Here is a 23255-nt window from a genome sequence, read left to right on the forward strand (position 1 = left end):
AACCACCCATACGAGAGCCAGAATCCATGAGCCAGAGCCAGCCCCCCAATCCCGACCAGGTCGACGTCACGGCGCCCGCCGGTCTCGCGCAAGATGCCGTCTTGCCCGCCCCGCCTCCCGTGCGCCACGCCGAACTGAAGGCGGCCATCCTGCTCGTCTTCATGTTCGTGCTGGTGGTCGGCTCCGTCGTCTATCTGATGTATGCGCGCGGCGCCTTCGAAGCCACGCAGACGCTGGTGCTGACGGCCGACGATTCCGATGGTGTCGGCGTGGGCGCCGACCTGACCTTTTCCGGCTTTCCCATCGGCCGCGTGCAGCGCATCGAACTGGCGCCGGACGGCCGCGCGCGCGTCATCGTCGACGTGCCGCGCAAAGACGCGCACTGGCTGCGCACCAGTTCCATCTTCACCCTGGAACGGGGCATCGTCGGTGGCGCCAAGCTGCGCGCCTACAGCGGCATCCTGACGGACCCGCCGCTGCCCGACGACGCCACGCGCGACTTGCTGGTGGGCGACATGGCGGCGGAAATCCCCCGCCTGCTGGCCGCCGCCAAGGACTTGCTGAACAACGTGGCCAGCCTGACGGGCAGCGATTCCGCCCTCGACGGCACCTTGCGCAACGTGCAGGCAGTGACGGGCAAATTGAGCGGCCCGGGCGGCGCCATGGGCTTGCTGACGGGCGACGACAAGCAATCGCGCCTGCTGGTCGAGCGGGCCAACGCGCTGCTGGTCACGGCCGACCAGCTGGCGCGCCGCACGGATGGCCTGGTGGCCAATGCCGATACGCGCGTCTTTGGCGACAAGGGCGTGATGACGGATGCGCAGGCCACCATCGTGCAGCTGAACGCCCTGCTGGCCGATACGCGCGCCAGCCTGAAAAAAGTCGACGCCGTGCTGGTCGAGGCGCAAGCCGTGGGCGCCAATGCCAGGGCGGCGACGGCCGACCTGGGTCCGCTGCGCGCCGACGTGGAAAGCAATCTGCGCAAGGTCGAGCAGCTGGTCAATGACATCAACCGCAAATGGCCGTTCAAGCGCAATCCGGAGATCACACTGCCATGACCATATCCCGCCCCGCCATCGCCGCCCTGCTATGCACCTTGCTCGCCGCCTGCGCCGGCGGCCCGCCCGTGCCGGACTGGAAAATGAATGCGCAAAGTTCCATCGAACGGTTTCAAGCGGCTTATTTGAATGGCAACACCCTGGTCGAGCAGACGGAATTCCGGCGCGCCCGCAGCCAGGTGGCCGGCACGGGCAAGCTTGAACTCGTGGCGCGCATCGAACTGCTGCGCTGCGCCGCGCGCGCGGCCAGCCTGGCCTTCGAGGACTGCGCCGGCTTTGACGCGCTGCAGGCCGACGCGACAGCCGCCGACCGCGCGTATGCGGCCTGGCTGGCCGGCAAGGGGCAGGCGGCAGACGTCGCCCTGCTGCCGCAAGCGCAGCGGGCGGCCGCCGGCGCCGCCTCCGACACGGCCGCCGCCAGCGCCGTGGCGGCCATCAATGACCCGCTGTCGCGGCTGGTGGCGGCCGGCGTGCTGCTGCGCTCGGGCCGCGCCACGCCGGCGCTGCTCGATACGGCTGTCGCCACCGCCTCGGACCAGGGCTGGCGCCGGCCTCTGCTGGCCTGGCTGGGCGTGCAGCGCCTGCGCGCCGAACAGGCGGGCGACACGCAAGCGGCGCAGCGCATCGCACGGCGCATGGCGATCGTCGAGCAGCCGCTGGCTCCTTGATGCGCCGATGACGATCGGTGGCCCAAGGCAGGCGGAATCAGGCATAATCGAGCCAGGATGACAGCTATGCCGTGCAGGCAGCGAGGTATGACGATGCAGTTCGAGGATTTCGACCTTTCCACGCCCGATACCGGCCGGCAAGCCGCGGCGGCGCCTGGCGATGAGACGCCGGCCGCCACGGCCGTGCGCCTGCAATACCTGCTCGACAATACGCCCTCCATCATCTATTGCACCGTGCCCAGCGGCGACTTCAAGATGACGTTTGTCAGCAACAATGCCTTGAATGTGCTGGGCTACCAGCCCGAGGAGATGGTGGCCGATCCGAACTTCTGGTTCGACCACATCCACCCCGACGATGCGCCCGGCATTTTTTCCAGCCTGGCGCAGATCTTCGTCGAAGGCGCGCGCGCCTACGAATACCGCTTCCGCGTGCGCGACGGCAGCTATCTGTGGATGCATGACAGCCTGCGCCTGGTACGCGACGAACACGGCGTGCCGTTCGAGGTGATCGGTTCGCTGACGGACATCACGGAACGCAAGGGCATGGAAGCGATGCTGCAGGCGCGCGGCGAAGAGCAGCAACTACTGATCAGCAAGTTGCAGGAAGCGCACGACCAGCTGCTGCAATCGGAAAAGATGGCCTCCATCGGCCAGCTGGCGGCCGGCATCGCGCATGAAATCAATAACCCGATCGGCTTCGTCAATTCGAACATGAGTTCGCTGCAAGGCTATGTCGGCACCCTGTTCGACGTCATCGCCCAGTATGAGGCGGCGATGCGCGAACCGCCCGCTGGCGCGGCCCTGGACAAACGCGTGGCCGAGGTGCGCGCGCAGGCCGATCTGGCCTTCCTGCAGGACGACATCGGCGACCTGGTGCGCGAATCGATGGACGGCTTGAAGCGCGTGCGCGACATCGTGCAGGCGCTGAAGGATTTTTCCCACGTGGGCGAGACGGACTGGCAGGTGGCCAGCCTGCATGCGGGCCTGGACAGCACCCTGAATATCGTCGCCAACGAATTGAAATACAAGGCGCGCATCGAGAAACACTATGGCGAGCTGCCGCCGATACTGTGCCTGGCCTCGCAGCTGAACCAGGTCTTCATGAACCTGCTCGTCAACGCGGGCCAGGCCATCAGCAGCGACGGCGTGATCAGCATCCGCACCGGCCACGCCGGCGACTGGGTGTGGGTGGAGATCGGCGACACGGGCGCCGGCATCGCGCCCGAGCACCTGAACCGCATCTTCGAACCGTTCTTCACCACCAAGGCCGTCGGCAGCGGCACGGGCCTGGGCCTGTCGCTGTCGTACGGCATCGTCAACAAGCACGGCGGACGCATCGAAGTGGCCTCGGAAGTGGGCCGCGGCACGCGCTTTACCGTGCACCTGCCGCTGCAGCCCCCTGGCGCCGCAGCGAACGCCTAGGCGTCTTTCGGCGGCGCATACACGCGGATGCTCAGGCGCCCGCCATTCTTGCTTTCGAAATCGAGCAGCTGGGCGATCACGCGGGCCGTCAGCACATGTTCGGCCGCCAGCAGCATCAGGCCATCGCGGCTGATCAGGTCGCGCGACAGCATCATGCCCGGCTCCAGCTGGCCCGACAGCACGGTCAGGTCGCGCGCCGGCGGCTCCGTCTCGTCCATGATGCTGCGGAAGGCGGCCACCACGGCCGGGTCGTAGCGCTTGCCGACGCTGTCGTAGATCAGGGTGCGGGCCTCGTCGGCGCGCAGGCTGCGCTGCACCATGGCGCCGATCTGCAAGCCGTCGTAGTCCGACGCCAGCGCCAGGATGCGCGCGCCCAGCGGAATGGCCAGGCCCACCAGGCCATCGGGAAAGCCGCCGCCGTCGAAACGCTCGAGCTGCGAGCGCAGGATCACGGAAACGGCGCGCAGCTCGTCGAGCGCCATCAGCAATTGCTCGGCGCGCAGCGGATGCTTGCGGAACGCGGCCAGCTGCTCGCCCGTCCAGGCGCTGGCCGGCAGTTCCAGCACGTCGTCGCTCAAGCTGAGCTTGCCGATATCCTTGAGCAGGGCCGCGATGAACACGTCGCGCGCTTCCTGCCCTTCCAGGCCCAGCGCCTGCGCCAGCTTGCGCGCCAGCTCGGCCACCCTGCGCGCATGCCCGGCCAGCTTGCCGCCGCGCATCTCGATCAGGTTGGAAAACACCTTGATGGTCGTCACGAAGGTGGCCTTCAGGCGCTCGTTGGCCGCCTGCACCTCGTCGTGCGACTGTTTCAACTGCTGCGTGCGCGTGGCCACCTTCGCTTCCAGGCTGGCGTTGAGCGCCTGCAGCTCCACGTTCTGGCTTGCCGTCAGCACTTCCAGGCGCTGCTTTTCCTGCTCCAGCGCGCGCCGTTCCAGCGCGTGGCGCACCACCAGCACGATATCGTTGTCGTCCCACGGCTTGGTCACGTAGCGGTAGATCTCTCCCTGGTTGATGGCGTCGAGGATGGACTGGATGTCGGCATAGCCAGTCAGCAGCAGGCGCATGGTGCCGGGCCAGCGCCGGCGCACCTGGGCCAGGAACTGCGCGCCATCCATGTGCGGCATGCGCATGTCGGAGATGACCAGGTCTACCGTCTCGCTCTCGAGCAGGGCCAGGCCGGCCGCGCCGCTCTCGGCCATCAGCACGCGGTAGCCGTGCGGGCGGAACAGGCGGCGCAGCGACGACAGGATATTCGGTTCGTCGTCGACGCACAGGATAGTGGGCGGCGCGGCCGCGGTGCTGGCGCTGGTGTTCATGCTCATGCTGTCCTGTTCGGTCATGGTGCGACGGCCTGCGCCTGGCGCACGGGCAAGGTGATGCGGAAGGTGGTGCCGCGGCCGATGACGCTGCGCACGTCGATGCGGCCATGGTGTTTTTGCACCGTGCTGTAGGCCAGCGACAGGCCCAGGCCCGTGCCCTTGCCGACGGCCTTGGTGGTGAAGAACGGATCGAAGATGCGCGACAGGTGTTCGGGCGCGATGCCGCCGCCCGTGTCCTCGACCTCGATCCACACTTCCGTCGCGTTGTCGTTGCCCGTGCGCAGGGTGATGCGTCCGCGCGCCTCGCCCATGGCATGGGCGGCGTTGACGACCAGGTTCATGATCACCTGGTTCAGTTCGGAAGGCTGGCATTCGATATCGGGAATGTCGCCATACTCGCGCACCACGTCGGCCTTGTACTTGACCTCGTTGTTCACGATATTGAGCGTGGTATCGATGCCCTGGCGCAGGTCGGCCCAGACCCACTCCTGGTGCGCATCCGTGCGCGAAAAATCCTTCAGGTCCTGCACGATGCGGCGCACGCGCGAAATGCCTTCCTTCGACTCGCCCATCAGCAGCGGAATGTCGGTGCGCAGGAAATCCAGGTCGATCTGTTCGCGCAGCGCCCGCAGGCGCGCCGCCACCACGGGGTCGGCGACGGCCGGTTCCGCCTCCTCATAGGCGTCGAGCATGGAAAACAGGTCGTCCAGGTACCCTTCCAGGGTGCCCACATTGGAAAACACATAGCCGATGGGATTGTTGATCTCGTGCGCCACGCCGGCGGCCAGCTGGCCGATCGAGGCCAGTTTTTCCGACTGCAGCAGCTTTTGCTGGGCCAGCGACAGCTTGCTGTTCAGTTCCGTCAGGGCCAGGTTGCGCTCGCGCAATTCCAAATCGGCGATCTGGCGCTGGCGGATATCGTCGGCCAGGCGCTCGTTCATTTCCGCCAGCTGGGCCGTGCGCTTGGCCACCAGGTGTTCCAGGTTGTCGTGCGCCTTGCGCAGCGCCAGTTCCGCAAGGCGCCGTTCGCTCACGTCGCGCAGGGTTTCGATGGCGCCCACCAGGCGTCCCTGGCGGTCGCGCAGGGGCGCCGCCGTGAAATGCAGCCAGTGGCCGTCGGGGCCGATATCGGCAAAGAAATCCTCGGCCTCAAAGGCGCCGGGGATCACGGGAGAACGCTTCAGCTTGCCAAGGTAGAGGTCATTTTCGCCAAGCGCGATGTCGTCGGCCACCAGCAGGTCGGCCAGGCAGGCGCGCGGCTGCGGATAAAACGCCTTCCAGTGGTCGCGCGTGCCGACCATCTCGGCGGCCGTAAAGCCCAGCAACTGTTCGCAGGCGCTGTTCCAGTGCGTCACCACGTGGTTCGTATCGATGGCGAACGTGGCCACGGGATGGCCGTCGAAAAACGCCGATAGCGCGATGGTGTCGCCCTGGCGGCGTTCCGGCGTGGCGGGCCGTGCCTGCCCTGTGTCTGTTTCCATGGCCTCTATCCTGTTCATGCCAGCATGATGCGCGACATTTCATCGAAGGTGTGTTCGGTTTGCCCCAGCAGCGCCAGCCAGGCCGGCTCGTCCAGGGCGATGCTGCGCCAGCCCGCGGGCGACAGGGGCGGCACCAGCGCATCGTCGACGCCGGCCAAGTCGAGCGCCAGGGCGACGGCGTTGGCCATGTGCACGGCCAGCGGCAAGCCACCCGCTTCCAGGCGGTCGATGGCGTGGTGGTCGGCCACCGCCTGCTGTATCGCCGCGGGAAATTTCCAGTAGGCGGCCAGGGCGCTGCCCACCTGCGCGTGATCGATACCGATGACGGCCAGTTCCGCCTCGGCCATCTGGCAGTCATGCGCCTGGCGGTAGCTGCGCACAAGCGCGTGCTCGGCCGGGAAGCGCGTCACCAGCACCAGGGTGCCCAGGTCGTGCAGCAAACCGGCCGTAAACGCCGTTTCGGGATTGATGCCCAGGTGCGGCGCCAGCAGGCGCGCGGCGATGGCCGTGGCCAGCGAATGGCGCCAGAACGCCTGGAAGTCGAAGCCGCCGGCCACCGGCGCGAAGCTGCCCGTCAGGGCGCACGCCGTGACGACGGTGCGGATGCTGTGAAAGCCCAGCACGGAAACGGCTTGCGGAATGCTGGTGACCTTCGATTGCATGCCGTAGAACGAGGAATTGGCGATGCGCAGGGTCTTCGCCGCCAAGGCCTGATCCAGCTCGATCTTTTGCGCCAGCACGTGCACGTCCGTGTCGTCCTGGTCCATGCTTGACAGCAGTTCCAGCACCACCACTGGCAGCGAAGGCAGCTCCTGTATCTGGCGGATGATATGTTCAAAACTGAGCCGTGTCATGCCGCGCCCCCTTGCCGGTAGCGCTGCAGCAGCGCCAGCAGTTCCGCCCCGGCGGAATCGGGCGGCGTGGCGCGGAACAGCACGGCCAGCCGCGCCAGTCGGCGCGCACGCTCCTGCTCGGCATGCGCCTGCGCGGCGGGGTCCGGCGCCTCGTCCATGACAACGTGGCAGCGCTCCACATTGCGCCTGCGCAAGGCCGTCAGGTTCGCCGCCGTCAGGGTGGCGCCCTGGGCCAGCAGCACGGCGCCGCTGGCATCGCTCAGCGCCCGCGCCAGCACCATGCCTTCCTGCGCCTGCTCCATGGAAATCTCGCGTCCGCTTTCACTCATGTATCCGCTCCATGACGACTCAGGGTGACCAGGCTGCCGCGCGAGCGCGAATGCAAGCCCATCGGATGGACGGCCACAGCATACGGCTGGCCATCGATGGCGGCCAGGCAAGGCGTGCCCTGCCCGTCGAATAATTGCGGCAAGACGATCGCCGCCTCGTTGCCCAGCAGGGCCGCGCCCCGTTCGAACAGGTTGGCCGCTGCCGCGTTGATGAAGGCGATCATGCCGTCCTCATCGAGCCCGATCACGGGCAGCGGCAGAAATTGCAGCAATTCGCGCGCGATGCCCAGGCTGACTTCGTCGCGGCTGATCTGATGCTGCTGCTGGCGCACCAGCGCCTGCATGGCGGCATTGGCTGCCGCCAGCGCCTGGTTGGCGTCGCGCAACTGCGCATTCAGGCGCACATTGTCGTCATCGATGCCCTTCAGGCGAAAAGCTTCGGCGATTTGCTCGCGCAACTGCTGGTCGTCCCAGGGCTTGGTGAGGAACTTGAAGATGGCGCCCTCGTTGACGGCGTCCGTGACGGCCTGCAACTCGGTATAGCCCGACAGCATGATGCGGATGGTTTGCGGACACAGCAGCTTGGCCTTGCGCAGGAAGTCGGCGCCCAGCATGCCGGGCATGCGCTGGTCCGACACGATGACGTCGACCGTATGGCTGGCCAGCACGTCCAGCCCTTCCTGGCCGCTGTTGGCAGTGAGGATATGGTAGCCATCGCGCCGCAGCAGGCGCTTGAGGGAAGCGAGGATATTCGGCTCGTCATCAACCAGCAGCAAGATGCGCGGCTGCGCAGCCTGCTGCCCGGCATCCGCCGCCAGTGCCACAGTACCCGGCACACCTTGCTCGTCGTGCACATCCATCGGACCATCCTCTCATCGCCACGGCGATATGGGAGCTTGCCTGGAGGGGAATCTGCCGCGCAAGTGCGTCTTGCGAGTCTTGCGCGGCAGCCAGCTTGCCTTGAAATTATACGACTAAATATTCCGCTATGGCACTTATCCGTGCCGCGCCGGACACGGCGTGTCGCGGTAAAACACAAAGCCGCCCAGGCCGATGGCCTTGGTATCGGCTTTCACGCCATACACCAGCGTGTTCTTGTCCGCCTCGATGCGCAGCAGGTTCAGGTGTTGCACGATTTGCGCGTGCGACAATTCCAGCGAAGGGGTCGGCGCCAATGCCAGGCTTAATTCCGACGTGACCGCATCGTACGCCCAGCGGCCCGGATTATAGAAGGCGAAACCGCCATCGAAACGCAGGCTGCCATCCTTGAACTGGGTCAGGCAAATGCCGGGAAATTCGCTGGGCGGGTTGTACCAGGTGGCGGCCACGGCGGCATCGGCCGGCGTCTTGCCCGGCATCTGCATGCCGGCCGTGCCATCGTTGCCGCCCATGCCGGCGCAAGCGGCCAGCGCCGCGACGCTGGCGGCAGCGGCCATCCGTTTGATCATGATCATGTACATACCCTGTCCCTTGCTTTATAGAAACACCATCTTAGAGCGGGACGGCCGGCCGTTCAAGCGGCCAGCGCACATAAGGCGGATTTAATTGCCCTCGGCCGGCTTCGCCGCCATGGCGGCAGCCTCGCGCAATTTGTCCTTCTTGCTCTTGCGCGCGCCCTTCACGCCGCCGTTGACCGTGTCCGTGACGGGGCTCGCGGGCGCGGGCAGTTGCGTCGGCTCGAAACCGGCCACCACTTCGCGCACGATGCGCAAGTCGTTGCGGTTTTCGATCAGGCGGAAATGCGCTTCCGTGTCAGCCGTCACGAAACTGATGGCCGTGCCGCTTTCGCCGGCGCGGCCCGTGCGGCCGATGCGGTGCGTGTAGTCGACGGCCGAGCGTGGCAAGTCGTAATTGACGACGGCCGGCAGGCCGGCGATGTCGATGCCGCGCGCGGCCACGTCAGTGGCCACCAGCACCTGCAAACGGCACGCCTTGAAGTCGGCCAGCAGCTGGCTGCGCGTGCCCTGGCTGAATTCGCCGTGGAAGGCGCCCACGTGCAGGCCAGCGCGCTGCAGCTTGTCGGCCACGTGTTCGGCCGCGTACTTGGTGGCGACGAACACCAGCACGCGCTCCCACTGCTGCTGCAAAATCAGGTAGCGCAGCAGCTGCGTGCGGCGCGGCACGTCGACCGTGATGGCCCGCTGCACGATGTCGGGCTTGTCCTGCGGTTCGGACGCCACTTCGATGCGCACCGGCGCCGTCAGCAGGCTGTCGGCCAGCGCCTGCACGCTGTCGGGGAAGGTGGCGGAAAAGAACAGATTCTGCCGTTTCGCCGGCAACAGCGCCAGGATGGCGTTGATTTCCTCGGCAAAACCCATGTCCAGCAAACGGTCAGCTTCATCCAGCACGCACAGCGACACGCCGCCCAGTTTCACGGCATTTTGCCGCACCAGGTCCAGCAGCCGGCCCGGCGTGGCGACGACGATATCGGCGCCGCCGCGCAAGTCCATCATCTGCGGATTGATCGACACGCCGCCGAACAGCACGGAAATCTTCAGTTTGACGGGCAGCGGCTTGGCCAGCGCGTGCACCGTCTGTCCCACCTGCGCCGCCAGCTCGCGCGTGGGCACAAGGATCAGCGCGCGCACCTGGCGCGGGCCGGAAACGGGCGCCATCAGCGCCTGCAGCAGCGGCAGCGCGTAGGCGGCCGTCTTGCCGGAACCCGTCTGCGCCGCGCCCAGCACGTCGCTGCCGCGCAGGATGGCGGGAATGGCGGCCGCCTGGATGGCCGTCGGCGCGGCATAGCCGGCCTTGTCGACGGCGCGGACCAGAGCGGGAATCAGACCCAGTGAGGAAAATGGCATAGCGGGCCTTCTTATTATTTAGTCATGAAGTGAGACCGGCCGCAATGTGCGGCCGGTCGGGATATGCAACAGTATAAAGCAGGTACTTACTGCTTGGGCATTTGCAGCTTCGGATGGCCCGTTTCGTCATAGCCCGGCATGCCGCGGCGGATGGCGTGCGAAAAATCCGCGTCGTCGTTCGCGGCCCGCGCGCGCGCCGTGATGTGGCCGCCATCGCGCAGCTGCTGGAAGCTCACGCCGGGCACCAGGCCCTTGACGTCGAACAGATAGCGGTCCAGGTAGCCCGAGGCCAGCAGGCGGTAGTCGAACGGCAGGCCCGGCACGATGCGGCGCACCATCTCGAAGACGATGGTGGTGCAGTTGGCCGTCAGGGTATGGTAGAACTGCGGCCTGGCCTTCAGCGCTTGCGCTTCGTCCAGGTAGGCGAGGAACAGCGAGCGCATGGCCGCCTTGGGCATCATCACGCGGTACAGATGCATGTCCTCGCCCCGCGCATTCGTGCGCACGCGCAGGATGTCGCGCTCGTCGGCGGCGATCAGGCTCATCTCGAAATGCTTGAAGAAGCCGCCGATGGCGGAAAAGCTCTCGCCCTTTTCCTTGCGGATCTCGATGGAAAACGTCAGGAAGCGGCCGTCGGCAAAGCCGAACGAGATCAGGGTGTGCGCAATGTAGGGCCCCGTCCAGTACGACAGCGCCGTGTCCACCGTGCGCAGTTCATCGAGGTCGTAGCTGCGCTGCTCCCACTTGACCGTGTAGTCGTCGTCGCTGCGCCAGTCGAAATTGCGCACATTGTCCAGGGTGACGAGATTGCCCGCCACCTTGCCCGTGACATTGCGCGCCACGTCGTCGGCCCACACGCGCTGCTGTTTCGGCGCAATGAGGCTCCACCACAGGAGCAACAGCATAAAACCGGCCGCATACGGCAGCAGCACGCGCGCATCGCCGCGCGTCCACCACAGCGCGATGCTGGCCACGCCCAGCGCGCCCCACAGCAGCGCGCCGATGGCTTGCGACGCCGTGCCGCCGGACAGCTGGTACCACAGCGCCAGCGCGCCCCACAGTGCAGTCAACAGGAGAATCAGGGAAACGGCCATTTTGCCGAGGGTGGCCAGCACGGAGCGGGCACGCAGTGATAAGAAAGTCATGCCGTGATTATAGGGGCAAGCGCGGGAACAGGTACGCCCGGGCAAGTGCTGCGGCAACAGGCCGCAGCGGCCAAAGCATTGCTTGCCTGATAATTTATTTCATGAGAGCATGCTGTGCAAATAAAATGTATAGACAAGCCAGCCTGTCACGGCAACGCTGCCTTGACCATTCCAGGAGATACCTTGCAGCCCTCTTTTCTCTACGCCCTCGCCGGCAGCCTCAACTCGCTCCTCATCGTCGTCAGCCTGCTTGGCCTGTGGTCGCAGCTGAAAAAGATCTGGCGGCGCAAGCACGATGCCAGCCTGGGCGCAGGCCAGGCGACGGACATCCTGTCGCTCAACCAGTTCAGCGTCAGCTTCCTCGCCTACTGCGCCTTCTTCGTGTATGGCTATTCGATCACGCCGTTCAACCACTACATCGTCTGGCCGCGCCTGATCGCTTCGCTGATCGCGCTCGGCATCCTGCATGAAATCGACCGCGACCGCCGCAGCCTGGCATCGCGCAATGCCCTGCTGGCCTGCGCGCTGCTGCTGTGCGCAGGAATGGCGGGATTGCTGTTCGGCCCCACCTTCACCGATGAAAAGCGCGTGATCTCGCAAAGCCTGATCGTCGCCGTCACCGTGCTGCTGGCGCAGGGCTATGCGCACCAGATCCGCCTGATCTGGCGCTCGGGCAGGACGGGCGCCGTGTCGTTAAAGATGAGCCAGTTCATCCTGGCGATGGATGTCAGCACCATCTTCTTTGCCTGCGTCATGGGACTGAAAACAGGCTGGCCCCTGCTGCTGCTGGCCTGCGTCAGCGCCACGACCAAATTGATCATCATGTGGTTGTTCCGCTGGGAAAAGACCAGCGCCGCCGCGCAGAGCAAACGACAGGCGCCGATGCAATGCTAGAATAGCAACGTTGCCACTGATTGAAAGCGCCGCCATGCATGCTCCCATCCCCATCCTGCGCAGCTTTTCCGAAGCCAAGGCACGCGAGTTCTACCTCGATTTCCTCGGTTTCACCCTGGACTGGGAGCACCGCTTCGTACCCACGGCGCCACTGTACCTGCAGGTGACGCGCGGTGAGCTCGTGCTGCATCTGTCCGAGCATTACGGCGACGCCACGCCGGGCGCGGCGCTGCTGATCCCCGTCGACGACATCGTCGCCCTGCACGCGGAGCTGCAGGCCAGGGATTATCCGTATGCGCGGCCTGGCATCCGCGACGAGGACTGGGGCCGCATCCTGGAAGTGGCGGACCCGTTCGGCAACCGGCTGCGCTTCTGGCAGAGAGCGCAGTAAGGCTACTGTCCGCTCAGGGCGCGCATTTCCGCATACAGGTTCGCCTTGCCCTCGAAGCCGATACCGACCAGATCCGGCATGGTGATATGGCCGTTTTCCACGCGCACGCCATCGGGGAAGCCGCCGAACGGCTGGAACAGATCCGGGTAGGATTCATTGCCGCCCAGGCCCAGGCCCGCCGCGATATTCAGCGACATCTGATGGCCGCCGTGCGGGATGCAGCGGCTGCGCGACCAGCCGTGCTGGTGCAGCATGTCGAGGGTGCGCATGTATTCCACCAGGCCGTAGCTGAGGGCGCAATCGAACTGCAGCCAGTCGCGGTCGGCGCGCATGCCGCCGTAGCGGATCAAATTGCGCGCATCCTGCATGGAAAACAGGTTTTCGCCCGTCGCCATCGGCTTGTCGTAATAGCTGCGCAAGGTCGATTGCAGCTCGAAGTCGAGCGGGTCGCCCGCCTCTTCATACCAGAACAGGTCGTACTGGCGCAGCGCCTTGGCGTAGGCGATCGAGGTGTCCAGGTCGAAACGGCCGTTCGCGTCCACGCACAGCTTTTGCCCATCCTGCAGCACTTCCATGATGGCGTCGATGCGGCGCAGATCCTCGTCCAGCGATGCACCGCCGATCTTTTTCTTGACTACCGTGTAGCCGCGGTCGAGATAGCTGCGCATCTCGTCCTGCAAGGCGGACAGGCTCTGGCCCGGGTAGTAATAGCCGCCGGCCGCATACACGAAGACTTTTTTGCCCGGTGCCCCCGTGCCGTGGCGCTCGGCCAGCAGCTGGAACAGCGGCTTGTTGTCGATCTTCGCCACGGCGTCCCAGATGGCCATGTCGATGGTGCCGATGGCCACCGAGCGCTCGCCATGGCCGCCCGGCTTTTCATTGGTGTACATGCAATCCCACACCTTGTGCGGATCGAGGTTGCCGCCGTCATCCGTCACGAGGCTGGCCGGATCGGCGTCGAGGATGCGCGGGATGAAGCGCTCGCGCATCAGCATGCCCTGGCCATAGCGGCCATTCGAATTGAAGCCGTAACCGACGACGGGCTTGCCGTCGCGCATCACGTCCGTGACGACGGCCACCAGGCTTAACGTCATCTTGCTGAAATCGATGTAGGCGTTGCGGATGGGGGAAGAGATGGGAATGGTCTTTTCGCGGATCTCGACGATTTTCATGCTGGTCTCCTGTGGGTGAAAAACAATGACGTCAGCTTACCCGCGATATGGAGTCGTATAATCGATTCCAATTTAAACCATTATTTACATGAGGTTAATAATGAAAAGCGACGCCACCACGGAAATGGCTTTCTTTGTGCTGCTGGCCAAGCTGGGCAGCCTGTCGGCCACGGCGCGCGAGCTGGGCATCACGCCGCCCGCCGTCAGCAAACGATTGGTGCTGATGGAGCGGCGCCTGGGCGTGCGCCTGCTGAACCGCAGCACGCGGCGCATCAGTCTGACGGGCGACGGCGAAAGCTATCTGCAGCAGGCGCGGCAAATACTCGACGACATCCGCGCCATGGAAGAGTCCTTGGCCAGCGGCAGCGCCGAGCCGAAGGGGCTGTTGCGCGTTAATGCCACCCTGGGCTTCGGGCGCACGGTGATCGCGCCCTTGCTGTCGCAATTCGCCCTGCGCCACCCGCAGCTGGAAGTGCAGCTGCAACTGACGGACAGCCCCATCAACCTGGTCGAGCAGGCGTACGACCTGGGCATCCGCTTCGGCGACTTGCCCGACACCCGCCTATCGGCGCGGCGCATCATGTCGAACCGGCGCTTCCTGTGCGCCTCGCCCGCCTACCTGCAGGCGCACGGCACGCCGCACACCCCCGACGAGCTGGCACGGCACCGCTGCATCGTGCACCGGCAGAACGACGACGCCTACGGCATCTGGCGCTTGAGCAAAGGGCGCGCCACGCACACGGTGAAGGTGCGCGGCACGGTGGCCAGCAACGACGGCGACGTGGTGCTGGGCTGGGCGCTCGATGGGCACGGCATCCTGCTGCGCTCGGAATGGGACCTGGCCCGCTACCTCGACAGCGGCCGCCTGCGCGTGGTGCTAGCCGATTACGCGCTGGCGCCAGCCGACCTGTACGCCTACTACCCGAGCCGGCACCAGCTGCCCGCCAAAGTGCGCGCTTTTATCAATTTTCTCGGCCAGCAGTTGCAGCCGAAAGCGGCCACGGCGGCCGAATCAGGTTAAACTACAATATTGCGATATGGCAATATTATGAAGGAGTAAGTTTTGCTAGTCATACTCGGATTTCTCGTCGTGCTGTTTTCCGTCTTCGGCGGTTTCGCCTTGCAGGGCGGCCACCTGGCGGCCCTGTTCCAGCCGCTGGAACTGCTGATGATCGGCGGCGCCGCGCTGGGCACCTTCTTTGTCGGCAACGACGCCAAGGCCATCCGCGCCACGTTCGCCGCCCTGCCCACCCTGTTCCACGGTTCGCAATACACGAAGGCGCGCTATATGGAACTGATGGGACTGATGTATGAAATCCTCAGCAAGATCCGCAAGGAAGGCCTGATGTCGGTCGAGGACGATATCGACGACCCGTACCGCAGCGCCATCTTCGTGAAATACCCGTACACGCTCGGCGACGAGCACATCCTGGAATTCATCACCGATTATTTGCGCCTGATGGTGTCGGGCAATATGGATGCCTATCAGATCGAAAACCTGATGGATAACGAGATCGAAACGCACCATGAAGATGCGGAAATGCCGATCCAGACGATTTCGCAGCTGGCCGACGCCATGCCCGCCTTCGGCATCGTGGCCGCCGTGATGGGCGTGGTGCACACGATGGCGTCCGTCGGCTTGCCGCCGGCCGAACTGGGCGTGCTGATCGCCCAGGCGCTGGTGGGCACCTTCATCGGCATCCTGCTGGCCTACGGCTTCATCGCGCCCCTGGCCAGCTTGCTGCGCCGCAAGCACCATGAAACGGCGAAGATGTACCAGTGCGTGAAAGTGACCTTATTGGCCAGCCTGAACGGCTATGCGCCGGCGCTGGCCGTGGAATTCGGCCGCAAGGTCATTTCCGCCACGGAACGCCCCTCGTTCAGCGAACTGGAAAACCACGTGCGCCAGGTGCGCACGAAGAACTGATCCCGCCTGTGTCACTTGCTCGGCGCCTCAGGCTTCCGGCGCCGTCCAGACGCTTCCTTGGTGAAGCTGGAACGGGTGGAATGGACAAGCGGTGCGCCGATACTCAGGACTTGCTCCCGATGCTGGCGCGGGCCAGGCTTGAGCGGGCGCCAGCCACCGCGCGCAGGCGCTCTTCAAGGTAGGCGCTCACGCGGGGATGCTGGCTGAAGGCGACGTTGAAGCGGATGTGCTGGTCGGGCGTATCGTTGGCCGAGAACGCGGCGCCGCGCATCAGCAAAATCTTGTTGCGGTAGGCGTCCTGCACCAGCACGTCCACGTCCAGCCCTTCGGGCATGCTGCCCCACAGGAAAATTCCTGCGTCGCCGGGCTGCTCGAACAGCACGCCGGCCGCGCTCAGTTGCCGCGTACTGGCGTTGCGCGCTACCATGATCTTGCGTTGCAGCCGCTCCATGTGCTTGCGCAGGTTGCCGGCCTTGAGCACTTCCAGCAAAACATATTCGTTCAGCGCAGGCAAGGTCATGATGGCGTGGATCTTGGTGCGCATCAGCAGCTTGAGCAGGGCGGGTGCCGCGGCCAGGTAGCCCATGCGCAGGGCCGGGCTCAGCGCCTTGCACAGGCTGGAGTAGTAGATCACGCCGTCCAGTCCGGACAGCGATGCCAGCCGCGTGCTGTGGCCCGGCTGGAAATGGCCGTGCACGTCGTCTTCGGCGATCAGGAAGCCATATTGCTGCGCCATGATCAGCACCTTGTGCAGGTTGGCGGCGCTGCTGCTCCACCCGGTGGGATTGTGCAAAGCCGTCTGCACGAACAGCAGGCGCGGACGGTGCGCGCGGCAGGCGGCGTCCAGTTCGTCCAGGTCGAGGCCATCGGGGCGGCGCTGGATGGGCACCAGGCGCACACCGTCCTGGCGCAGCCTGCCGAACATCAGGAAGTATCCGGGGTCTTCCACCAGCACCGTATCGCCGGGCTGCAGGAACGTGCGGCAGATCAGATCGATTGCATGGGTGCCGCCGAACGTGGTGAGAATGTGGCTGGCGTCGGCAGCGATACCGATGCCGCGCATCAGCAGCGCGATCTGCTCGCGCAGTTCGGCCAGCCCTTGCGGCGGACAGCGCGAGGCCATGCCGGCCGCGCTGCGCGCCAGGCCGCGTTGCACGGCCGCCGCCGGCAGCGCGTCCTGCAGCCAGGTGGGCGGCAAGGCGCCGCTGCTGGCCAATATCACGCCCGGCCGCTGGTCGTTCACTTGCTGGCTCAGCCACACCGGTTCCTGCTCCTGGCCCGCTTCCAGCGCCACCTCGTCGGGAATGGCGCGGCTGGCGTCAACTGGTGCGCAGACGAAGAAGCCCGCCGTGCCGTGCGTATCGATGATGCCTGCGGCCACCAGCCTGTCATACGCCACCACCACGGTGTTGGTGCTGACCGCGAGCTGCGTGGCGAGCTGGCGGATCGACGGCAGCCGGGTCCCGCCAGGCAGGACGCGTTGCGCGATCTGCTGGCGCAATGCGGCCTCGATCTGTTTGAACAGGGCGATGGGCGAGGAGCGGTCGATGGCGAACATGGGTGGCAGTCTAGCGTAAAAACATCAGGGCGAGGACCAGCAGGATGGCCCCCATCGTCAGATTGAATATGCGCTGGTTGCGGGGCGCTTTCAGCAGGCTGCGGATCGAGACGCCGAACAGCGCCCACATGGCGTTGCACGGCATGCCCACCACGGTGCCGATCACGGACACCAGCAGCGCGCTGGCGAGCATATTGCCCTGCGCAGGCATGAAGACCGACGCCATGGTGATCGCCTTGAGCCAGCTCTTGGGATTCAGCGCCTGAAACAGCGCCGCCTGCGCAAACGACACGGCCTTCGGTGCGCTGCTTCCCGCCACCGAGGCGCCGGCAAGCTTCCAGGCCAAAAATATCAGGTACAGCGCGCCCGCGATCCGCAGTACCTGCTGCGCCATCGGGTAGGCGACGAACACGCTGCCCAGCCCCACGCACATGAGCATGGTCTGCACAAAGATGCCGGCCTGGATGCCGAGGATCACCGGCAGCGCACCGCGATAGCCGAAATTGGCGCCGGTGGCGGCCAGCATGACATTGTTCGGCCCGGGCGTGGCAGACATCACAAAGCAATAGCTCATCAGGGGCAGGAGTTCGGTCATGGTAGGCAGTCGCAGCGTGGAGAAGGCCCCAGTCTAGAAGCGCGGCACGGCAGGGACAAGACACAAGGCGCCGCATATCAGCACATGCTGTATCAGTCGAACGACTGCTACAGCGGCGATACAGGCCGGCCTGCCCGGAAAAACATTTGGGAGGCTCTGCTTCTGGCCGGTTGTGGCCGACAGCGCCGAAGGGCATTGTCAATACTGACAACGGACTTCCGTATCCACCGTAGGCGCACAACGCAACTGGCGGATTGTCAGTGGGCTCAAGCGATTCGAATTGTAATTTCGAAGGCGCTTCCACATTGACTTGGATACCACTCCTTCATCAATGCCTGTCGAATAGCGTGTTCCAAGACTGAGGGCGCAATAGCACGCGTACAATTACCCAGCCAAATATCCGGACGTGCGATATCTGTTCTCACCAGAAGGGTGGTTCGGCCACCGCTTTCAGATGCAACTGCGAAAGACACATTCGCTTCCCCCATGGCCTGTGTTTAGGCAGGTAGGCTGACCTTCCATCGATATGGTAAAGAGTCGACAGTAATCCGGCGGCTTCCTTTTCCTGCAATGGACATGACATTTCCTATGATTCGGTGGCAGTCTCTAGCCGGCTAACTTCGTTGGCAGATTTCGCCACAAAACGGAGGCTCATCTTTACTATAAATGGCGCTTTACATTTGATCCGAGCGCCTGATGTCCATTTCGCATGGACGAATGTAATAATTGTCAAAGTCTCCTTCCTCGATCAACTTAAATCCGTGGCGCACATAGAAACGGTTTGAGTCGCTACCGCGCAGGGCTCCCACTCGAACCGGCAAACCAAGAGCGTTTGCCTCTTCGATAATACGAGCGAGAACAACGGCCCCAATACCATTACCCTGGTTGTCTGGATGAATATAGAGGTGGTCGAGAAGCATGGCATTTGCTTGCTGTTTAACAACAAAAAAGCCGACCCGTTTGCCTTCTGTTTCAATATGGCGTGTGTGCTCCGGCAAGAAGCCTGACAGAAACCTCTCTCTCGCTCGAACTGGATCGAATCTCCCTACCTGCATCAGGCTATCGCGCATCGCCTTAATTCGAAGTGCGACAAGTTCATCTGCATCGCCTTCCTGCGTCGGCATAAACGTTACAAACGGTCTTTTCAATTGCATATGAAAAATAAACCTTATCTTAGAAGAAGATGGGGGAGGCTGCCGAACGCCCGCTTCTGGCCAGTTGCCGCCCCAAAGCGGCCATTGCAGGCTATACCAAGATTTTAACGAAACGCAGGCGTTTTTCTTGGTAGCCGTTACGCTCATAAAACAGATGCGCTCGGGTACGAGCACTGCTGCTGGACAATTCAAGCTGTGAACAACCATGCTGCAACGCAAACCCTTCCGCAGCAATTAATAAGCTTGCTCCGACGCCTGAACTCCTGCGTTCGTCGTCCACTACCAACGCGGATAGTAGAGCCCAGGAGCCTCGAACATGTAACGGCTTTATGGTATGCACTACCGCAACTCCGACAACACTTCCACCATCCTGCGCTACAAATACCTCGCCCGACGAACTTTGACGTAGTTCATGTAAGTATCTTTCGACTTGCTCGACTTCGTTTGCATATCCTAGTTGTGCCAATAGCTCGACGATACGTTCCAGGTCGTCGGTTGCAGCTTTACGAATGTTCATTTTGGGTATAGGTTCAGACAGCATTTTTCAAGAACGGTACTTCCTCTTCATGCCGATTATTGTCGTCTTCAATGCGGACTGATAATTGAACTTGACACGGCGGAGCACTCCTAACGAGCACACTACGTAAGATTCAATCCACCATCTGATAGCAGGATTTCACCAGTGAGATAGTCCGATGCAACCAACATCGCAACGGCTTGGGCAATGTCCGCCGGGCTAGCAGCTCGTCGCATCGGCGAGCGATCCTTCCAAAGTTGCTGCGCCTGAGTCCAATCTGCGGTAAGTGGTGTATCGACCAACCCGGGGGCGACAGCATTTACCCGGATGTCGGGGGCAAGTGAAACAGCGAGTAGCCGTGTCATATGATTTAAGGCCGCCTTCGTGGCTGAATACGGAATCGATGCGCCCTTCGGGCGGACGCCAGCATGTGAGCTGATGTTGACTATGCAGCCGGGACGACCGTGGCGTTTCGAATCACGCAATGCTGCTTCAGCCTCAGCTATCAAACGAAAAGGAGCAACCACGTTCACTTCGTAGAGTTCATGCCACACATCGGGCGTCGCGGCAGCCAAATCTGCGTGCGGAATAACGCGGCAGATCCCTGCGTTATTAACCAGAACATCCAGCCGCCCCCATGCCCCTATCGCTTCGCGGATCAGTCGCACTCTGTCATCATCATCGGCCAAATCAGCTTGCACATAAATTGCCGATCCGAGTTCGAGTGCTAGTAGCTGTCCGGCCTCTACCGAATTGCGCGAATGCAATACGATTGAATATCCTTCGCTTGCAAGCCGGCGGGCAATTGCCACACCGATGCCCGAAGTCGAGCCGGTAACAAGTGCGACGGGAACCTGAGTCATCATATAAGCCTATAGCGTTTAATAGTTTTTAGGAAAGTGCACAACATCTTGATGGGCGTTCCGCTCACTTTTGTGAAGGCCTGCATTTGGCCGAAAGAAGTCCAGACTATCGCAACGACTCCAGAGCTGGCGGCAAGTCCTCAGCCTTTGCGCGAAGTTGCTGCCTTCGGAACCAGCAAGAAGTTTGGTCCGGTGCGCCAAGTCCTCTCACTGCCATTTACGGCGTCGGCGCCGTCTCATCGGGGCAGCTGACCTCGTCCTCTGGCGTATATAAGGTCATCGGCACGCGCTGGCCGTCGACTTCCAGTTCGCGCACCTTCGGCGGCACCAGCTGGAACTCGCCCGCCTGCAGCTTCTCGCGCAGGGGCTTGCAGCGCAGGGCATCCGTGGGGATTTGCCCGCGCGCGGTCCAGCTGCCGTCTTCCTTTTCCGCCAGCAGCACCGACGAGGCGCGCGGGTCATTGCTGATCAGCAGCACGTCCTGCTTGCCATCGCCATCGAAATCGAGCAGGTACGCGTCGCACTGCGGCCCTGCCCGCTTCAAGCAGGCGGGCAGGCGCCAGGCCGGGCTCACTTGTGTCCAGTCCTGGCGCAGAAAACTTTCCGGCAACTTCGCCGTGGCCGGGCGCAGGGTCAGGTTGATCGACACGTCGCTCAGCGCACCCGTCTCGTCGAGGCGGTTCTGGCGCTTGAGCATGGCCTCGGCGCGGGCCCGCACGATGGCCGCGTCGGGCCCTGTCGTGCGTTTGCTCAATTCCCGCAAGGCCGTCTGGCCATAGCGGGCGCCCTGGAAGCGCAGGTATTCGAAATCGAACTTGTCCACGCCAACCTTGCCGCTGTTCAAGCGCGCCATCTGGCTGGCCACGGAAATGCGGGCCGGGTCGGCCAGCGGCGAGAACAGGGCAAACAGCACCAGCAGGGTAACAAAGGCGGTGGCCACGTTGACGTTGGCGATCAGGTGCAGCCAGTCGCCATACTTGCTGGCCGCCCAGGCATAGCCGGCGGCGTAGCAGGTGGCGATCAACAGGCAAGCGGCAGCGATCAGGCGGTCGGACGTCCAGCCGTGCGACATCACGCGCAGGGTCAGCGCATAGATGGCGATGCCCACCACCCACGGCAGCAGCAGACATGCCAGGCGCGTGCCCAGGCGGATGCCGCGCGCCACGCCATGGCCCACTTCACCATTCTGGAAGGCGGCATTGATCAGCACCACCAGCACGCCGGCCATGCCCAGCAGCACGGACGCCGCATGGCGCGTGGCCCACAGGCGCTCGAAGCCGATGAAGGGCAAGGTCAGCAGGAAACCGGAGACGAGCACGGCGGCGATCGGCATCAGCCACGACAGCAGCACCAGCAGCAGAGTACGGATGCCGCGCACGATGGAGGGGCGCACGTCGGTGATATGGATGGCGAACGAAAACGCGAAGCAAATGACGGGAATCACGAACCAGGCCTGGCCCAGCAGTTTTTTCAGGAAACTCAGTTTGATGAGCAGGAACAATTGCCCGCCCAGCCACAGCACCAGCCACAGGCCCAGCACGAACAGCAGGGAAAACAGCAGCTGGATGCCCAGCTTCCAGGCGATTTCAAAATACGTGGGATAACGGGCAATGCGCTGGCCATCCTGGGCGCTGGCCAGCACCAGCGCGTGGGCGATATAAAACCCCACGACGCAAAAACCGAACAGCTGGGCGGAAATGACGCGCAGGGGCGCGCCGGGCTTGTAGTTGCCCCAGATGACGTGCTCGGCGCCGCGCGCCACGTCATGCCAGGCCAGCACGGCCAGCACGACGGCGGCGCCCGCCATCCACAGGGCAATGCGCTTCACCGACATATGGCCCAGGCTGGACACCAGCAGGATGGGCAACAGCAAAGTGATCAGCATCAACGGGCCCAGCAGGTAGGCTTCCGTGGCGGGCCACACCTTGTCTTGCGCCGTGCTGTACAGCCAGTACAGCAGCAAGCCTTGCAGCAGGCCCGTCACCAGGCGCGTCACCGCGATACGCGGCGCCACCACCGGATCGAGCAACGCCATGTTTTTTCCTGCGCCATCCTGCTGCATAGTCATCCTCTTCATCGTTGTTCATTGCAGTCATTGCTATACTGCGAGCACGGCCATTATTGCATTTCGTTATCGTCATCTCAACAGCGATTCGCGTGGATACCCTCCCCGCCTCCCTCGCTGCGGCGCAATGGCAAGCTTTGCGCCAGGCCCCAGGCCAGTTCCGGCACGAGGAACAGCCACAGCAGGGGCTGGCCCGTCACCAGCAGCGCCCACGCCATCCAGGTGGAAAACAGGTAGCGCGCTGCCGCGTCGTAGCGGCCGAAGCGCGGCTGCGGATCGAACATGCGCAGCACGGACCAGACCATCACCACGCTGCCAAACAAACTGCTGATGAGCAGATGAAACGGTCCGAAGACGGGCAGCGGCACGCCGCCCAGGCCCAGGTTGAGGGCGTTCAAGTGCTCGCGCAGCAGCAAGAACGTCCACGGCGTGGTAAACGGGGCAATCATGAGCACGTCATAAATGGCGCTGGCGCGCACCACGCGGCGGAAAGCAGTAATGGACAACATGGCAACTCCTGTCTATGGAAAGCATCCATGATCAAGGCTGGAGTACACTCCATGGTCAAGCATTTTATGAAAGAGCACACCATGCAAATCGGCGCGATGGCGCAGGCGACGGGCTTGAGCCGCGATACCCTGCGTTTTTATGAAAAGCGGGGCTTGCTGCGCGCGCGGCGCGGCGCGAATGGCTACCGCGACTACCCGCCCGAGGCGGCCGACTGGCTGCGCTACCTGCGCACGGCGCAGCAGCTGGGCTTTACCCTGGCCGAAATCGAAGCGGACATGCCGCTGCTGGCGGCCGCCGGCGATCCCGCCACGGCGGAACTGCTGCGTGTGGCGCTGGCGCGCAAGCTGGGTGAAATCGATGCGCGCATCGCGGGATTGATGCAGCTGCGCGGCGAGTTGGCGCGGCGGCTGGAGCCGCAGGCGGCGGCGTGTCCGTTACGGGGAGAGGCCGATACAGCTCATTCAGCCTGACGTGAAAAAGGCTATGTCACCGTCAGATGTGGGAACGCTCCCAGCGTTGCTTTCAATAA

Annotated in this window: 24 protein-coding genes; 8 read left to right on the top strand and 16 right to left on the bottom strand. The window is 63.7% G+C overall.

Translation table 11 applies throughout. The features are described 5' to 3' along the window. The first annotated feature begins 26 nt into the window (after positions 1 to 26). The 3 genes from AC54AF_RS17725 (at position 27) to AC54AF_RS17735 (ending at position 3148) form a co-directional block, all read left to right on the top strand. Entirely contained in the window at positions 27 to 1058 is a 1032-nt protein-coding gene (locus AC54AF_RS17725) for an MlaD family protein (RefSeq protein WP_496637581.1), read from the top strand. Further along, a complete protein-coding gene (locus AC54AF_RS17730) occupies positions 1055 to 1726 on the top strand; it encodes a hypothetical protein (RefSeq protein WP_496637582.1) in 672 nt (223 codons plus the stop codon). The genes AC54AF_RS17725 and AC54AF_RS17730 overlap by 4 nt, the downstream gene beginning before the upstream one ends. Positions 1727 to 1819: 93 nt before the next feature. After that, on the top strand, positions 1820 to 3148 hold the full coding sequence (locus AC54AF_RS17735) for an ATP-binding protein (protein ID WP_496637601.1): 1329 nt from the start codon (positions 1820 to 1822) through the stop codon (positions 3146 to 3148). On the opposite strand, the gene nosR is transcribed toward AC54AF_RS17735, so the two are convergent. From nosR to AC54AF_RS17775, 8 genes are all read right to left on the bottom strand, one after another. After that, entirely contained in the window at positions 3145 to 4488 is a 1344-nt protein-coding gene (nosR, locus tag AC54AF_RS17740) for a response regulator c-di-GMP phosphodiesterase, NosR family (protein ID WP_496637583.1), read from the bottom strand. The genes AC54AF_RS17735 and nosR overlap by 4 nt on opposite strands. Continuing rightward, positions 4485 to 5948: a PAS domain-containing sensor histidine kinase gene (locus tag AC54AF_RS17745; protein ID WP_496637584.1), complete on the bottom strand. Its 1464-nt coding sequence runs from the start codon at positions 5946 to 5948 to the stop codon at positions 4485 to 4487. Before AC54AF_RS17745 ends, nosR begins: the two co-directional genes overlap by 4 nt. A gap of 14 nt (positions 5949 to 5962) precedes the next feature. Beyond that, positions 5963 to 6802 carry an HDOD domain-containing protein gene (locus AC54AF_RS17750; protein ID WP_496637585.1) on the bottom strand — a complete coding sequence of 280 codons (840 nt, stop codon included), beginning with the start codon at positions 6800 to 6802 and terminating at the stop codon, positions 5963 to 5965. Beyond that, the gene (locus AC54AF_RS17755; protein ID WP_496637586.1) at positions 6799 to 7131 is read right to left on the bottom strand and encodes a hypothetical protein; all 333 of its coding nucleotides are present in this window, start codon (positions 7129 to 7131) and stop codon (positions 6799 to 6801) included. The genes AC54AF_RS17750 and AC54AF_RS17755 overlap by 4 nt, the downstream gene beginning before the upstream one ends. After that, positions 7128 to 7991: a response regulator gene (locus AC54AF_RS17760; protein ID WP_496637587.1), complete on the bottom strand. Its 864-nt coding sequence runs from the start codon at positions 7989 to 7991 to the stop codon at positions 7128 to 7130. Before AC54AF_RS17760 ends, AC54AF_RS17755 begins: the two co-directional genes overlap by 4 nt. Positions 7992 to 8126: 135 nt before the next feature. Beyond that, entirely contained in the window at positions 8127 to 8585 is a 459-nt protein-coding gene (locus tag AC54AF_RS17765) for a hypothetical protein (RefSeq protein WP_496637588.1), read from the bottom strand. A gap of 87 nt (positions 8586 to 8672) precedes the next feature. Beyond that, the gene (locus tag AC54AF_RS17770) at positions 8673 to 9935 is read right to left on the bottom strand and encodes a DEAD/DEAH box helicase (protein WP_496637589.1); all 1263 of its coding nucleotides are present in this window, start codon (positions 9933 to 9935) and stop codon (positions 8673 to 8675) included. Positions 9936 to 10021: 86 nt separating this feature from the next. Further along, a complete protein-coding gene (locus AC54AF_RS17775; protein ID WP_496637590.1) occupies positions 10022 to 11080 on the bottom strand; it encodes an Lnb N-terminal periplasmic domain-containing protein in 1059 nt (352 codons plus the stop codon). A 183-nt stretch (positions 11081 to 11263) separates the two neighbouring features. Here AC54AF_RS17775 and AC54AF_RS17780 point away from each other — a divergent pair, with 183 nt between their 5' ends. Both AC54AF_RS17780 and AC54AF_RS17785 read left to right on the top strand, forming a co-directional pair. After that, positions 11264 to 11974 (top strand): hypothetical protein, encoded by a 711-nt coding sequence (locus AC54AF_RS17780; protein WP_496637591.1) that lies wholly within the window; start codon positions 11264 to 11266, stop codon positions 11972 to 11974. A 34-nt stretch (positions 11975 to 12008) separates the two neighbouring features. Further along, positions 12009 to 12365 (top strand): glyoxalase superfamily protein, encoded by a 357-nt coding sequence (locus AC54AF_RS17785; RefSeq protein WP_496637602.1) that lies wholly within the window; start codon positions 12009 to 12011, stop codon positions 12363 to 12365. A gap of 2 nt (positions 12366 to 12367) precedes the next feature. On the opposite strand, the gene AC54AF_RS17790 is transcribed toward AC54AF_RS17785, so the two are convergent. Beyond that, positions 12368 to 13537: a mandelate racemase/muconate lactonizing enzyme family protein gene (locus AC54AF_RS17790; RefSeq protein WP_496637592.1), complete on the bottom strand. Its 1170-nt coding sequence runs from the start codon at positions 13535 to 13537 to the stop codon at positions 12368 to 12370. A 100-nt stretch (positions 13538 to 13637) separates the two neighbouring features. Here AC54AF_RS17790 and AC54AF_RS17795 point away from each other — a divergent pair, with 100 nt between their 5' ends. Together AC54AF_RS17795 and motA are read left to right on the top strand one after the other, a co-directional pair. After that, entirely contained in the window at positions 13638 to 14558 is a 921-nt protein-coding gene (locus tag AC54AF_RS17795; RefSeq protein WP_496637593.1) for a LysR family transcriptional regulator, read from the top strand. A 42-nt stretch (positions 14559 to 14600) separates the two neighbouring features. Further along, positions 14601 to 15464, top strand: coding sequence for a flagellar motor stator protein MotA (gene motA, locus AC54AF_RS17800; protein ID WP_131690084.1), 864 nt, complete (start codon positions 14601 to 14603; stop codon positions 15462 to 15464). A gap of 103 nt (positions 15465 to 15567) precedes the next feature. On the opposite strand, the gene AC54AF_RS17805 is transcribed toward motA, so the two are convergent. The 7 genes from AC54AF_RS17805 to AC54AF_RS17835 form a co-directional block, all read right to left on the bottom strand. Then, complete coding sequence (locus AC54AF_RS17805) at positions 15568 to 17022, bottom strand: aminotransferase-like domain-containing protein (RefSeq protein ID WP_496637594.1); 1455 nt, start codon at positions 17020 to 17022, stop codon at positions 15568 to 15570. 10 nt (positions 17023 to 17032) lie between these two features. Then, complete coding sequence (locus AC54AF_RS17810) at positions 17033 to 17617, bottom strand: LysE family translocator (RefSeq protein ID WP_496637595.1); 585 nt, start codon at positions 17615 to 17617, stop codon at positions 17033 to 17035. Between the two features lie 674 nt (positions 17618 to 18291). Further along, on the bottom strand, positions 18292 to 18978 hold the full coding sequence (locus AC54AF_RS17815; RefSeq protein ID WP_496637596.1) for a GNAT family N-acetyltransferase: 687 nt from the start codon (positions 18976 to 18978) through the stop codon (positions 18292 to 18294). Next, entirely contained in the window at positions 18863 to 19312 is a 450-nt protein-coding gene (locus AC54AF_RS17820; protein ID WP_496637597.1) for a GNAT family N-acetyltransferase, read from the bottom strand. The genes AC54AF_RS17815 and AC54AF_RS17820 overlap by 116 nt, the downstream gene beginning before the upstream one ends. Positions 19313 to 19410: 98 nt before the next feature. Then, positions 19411 to 20154 carry an SDR family NAD(P)-dependent oxidoreductase gene (locus tag AC54AF_RS17825; protein WP_496637598.1) on the bottom strand — a complete coding sequence of 248 codons (744 nt, stop codon included), beginning with the start codon at positions 20152 to 20154 and terminating at the stop codon, positions 19411 to 19413. Positions 20155 to 20368: 214 nt separating this feature from the next. Continuing rightward, positions 20369 to 22228, bottom strand: coding sequence for a DUF4153 domain-containing protein (locus tag AC54AF_RS17830; RefSeq protein WP_496637603.1), 1860 nt, complete (start codon positions 22226 to 22228; stop codon positions 20369 to 20371). A 65-nt stretch (positions 22229 to 22293) separates the two neighbouring features. Beyond that, on the bottom strand, positions 22294 to 22725 hold the full coding sequence (locus AC54AF_RS17835; protein WP_131687290.1) for a hypothetical protein: 432 nt from the start codon (positions 22723 to 22725) through the stop codon (positions 22294 to 22296). 81 nt (positions 22726 to 22806) lie between these two features. Between AC54AF_RS17835 and AC54AF_RS17840 the strand changes: the two genes are divergently transcribed. Continuing rightward, complete coding sequence (locus AC54AF_RS17840; protein WP_131687312.1) at positions 22807 to 23196, top strand: MerR family transcriptional regulator; 390 nt, start codon at positions 22807 to 22809, stop codon at positions 23194 to 23196. Positions 23197 to 23255: the final 59 nt, after the last annotated feature.

The organism is Janthinobacterium sp. JF4 (assembly GCF_059617925.1).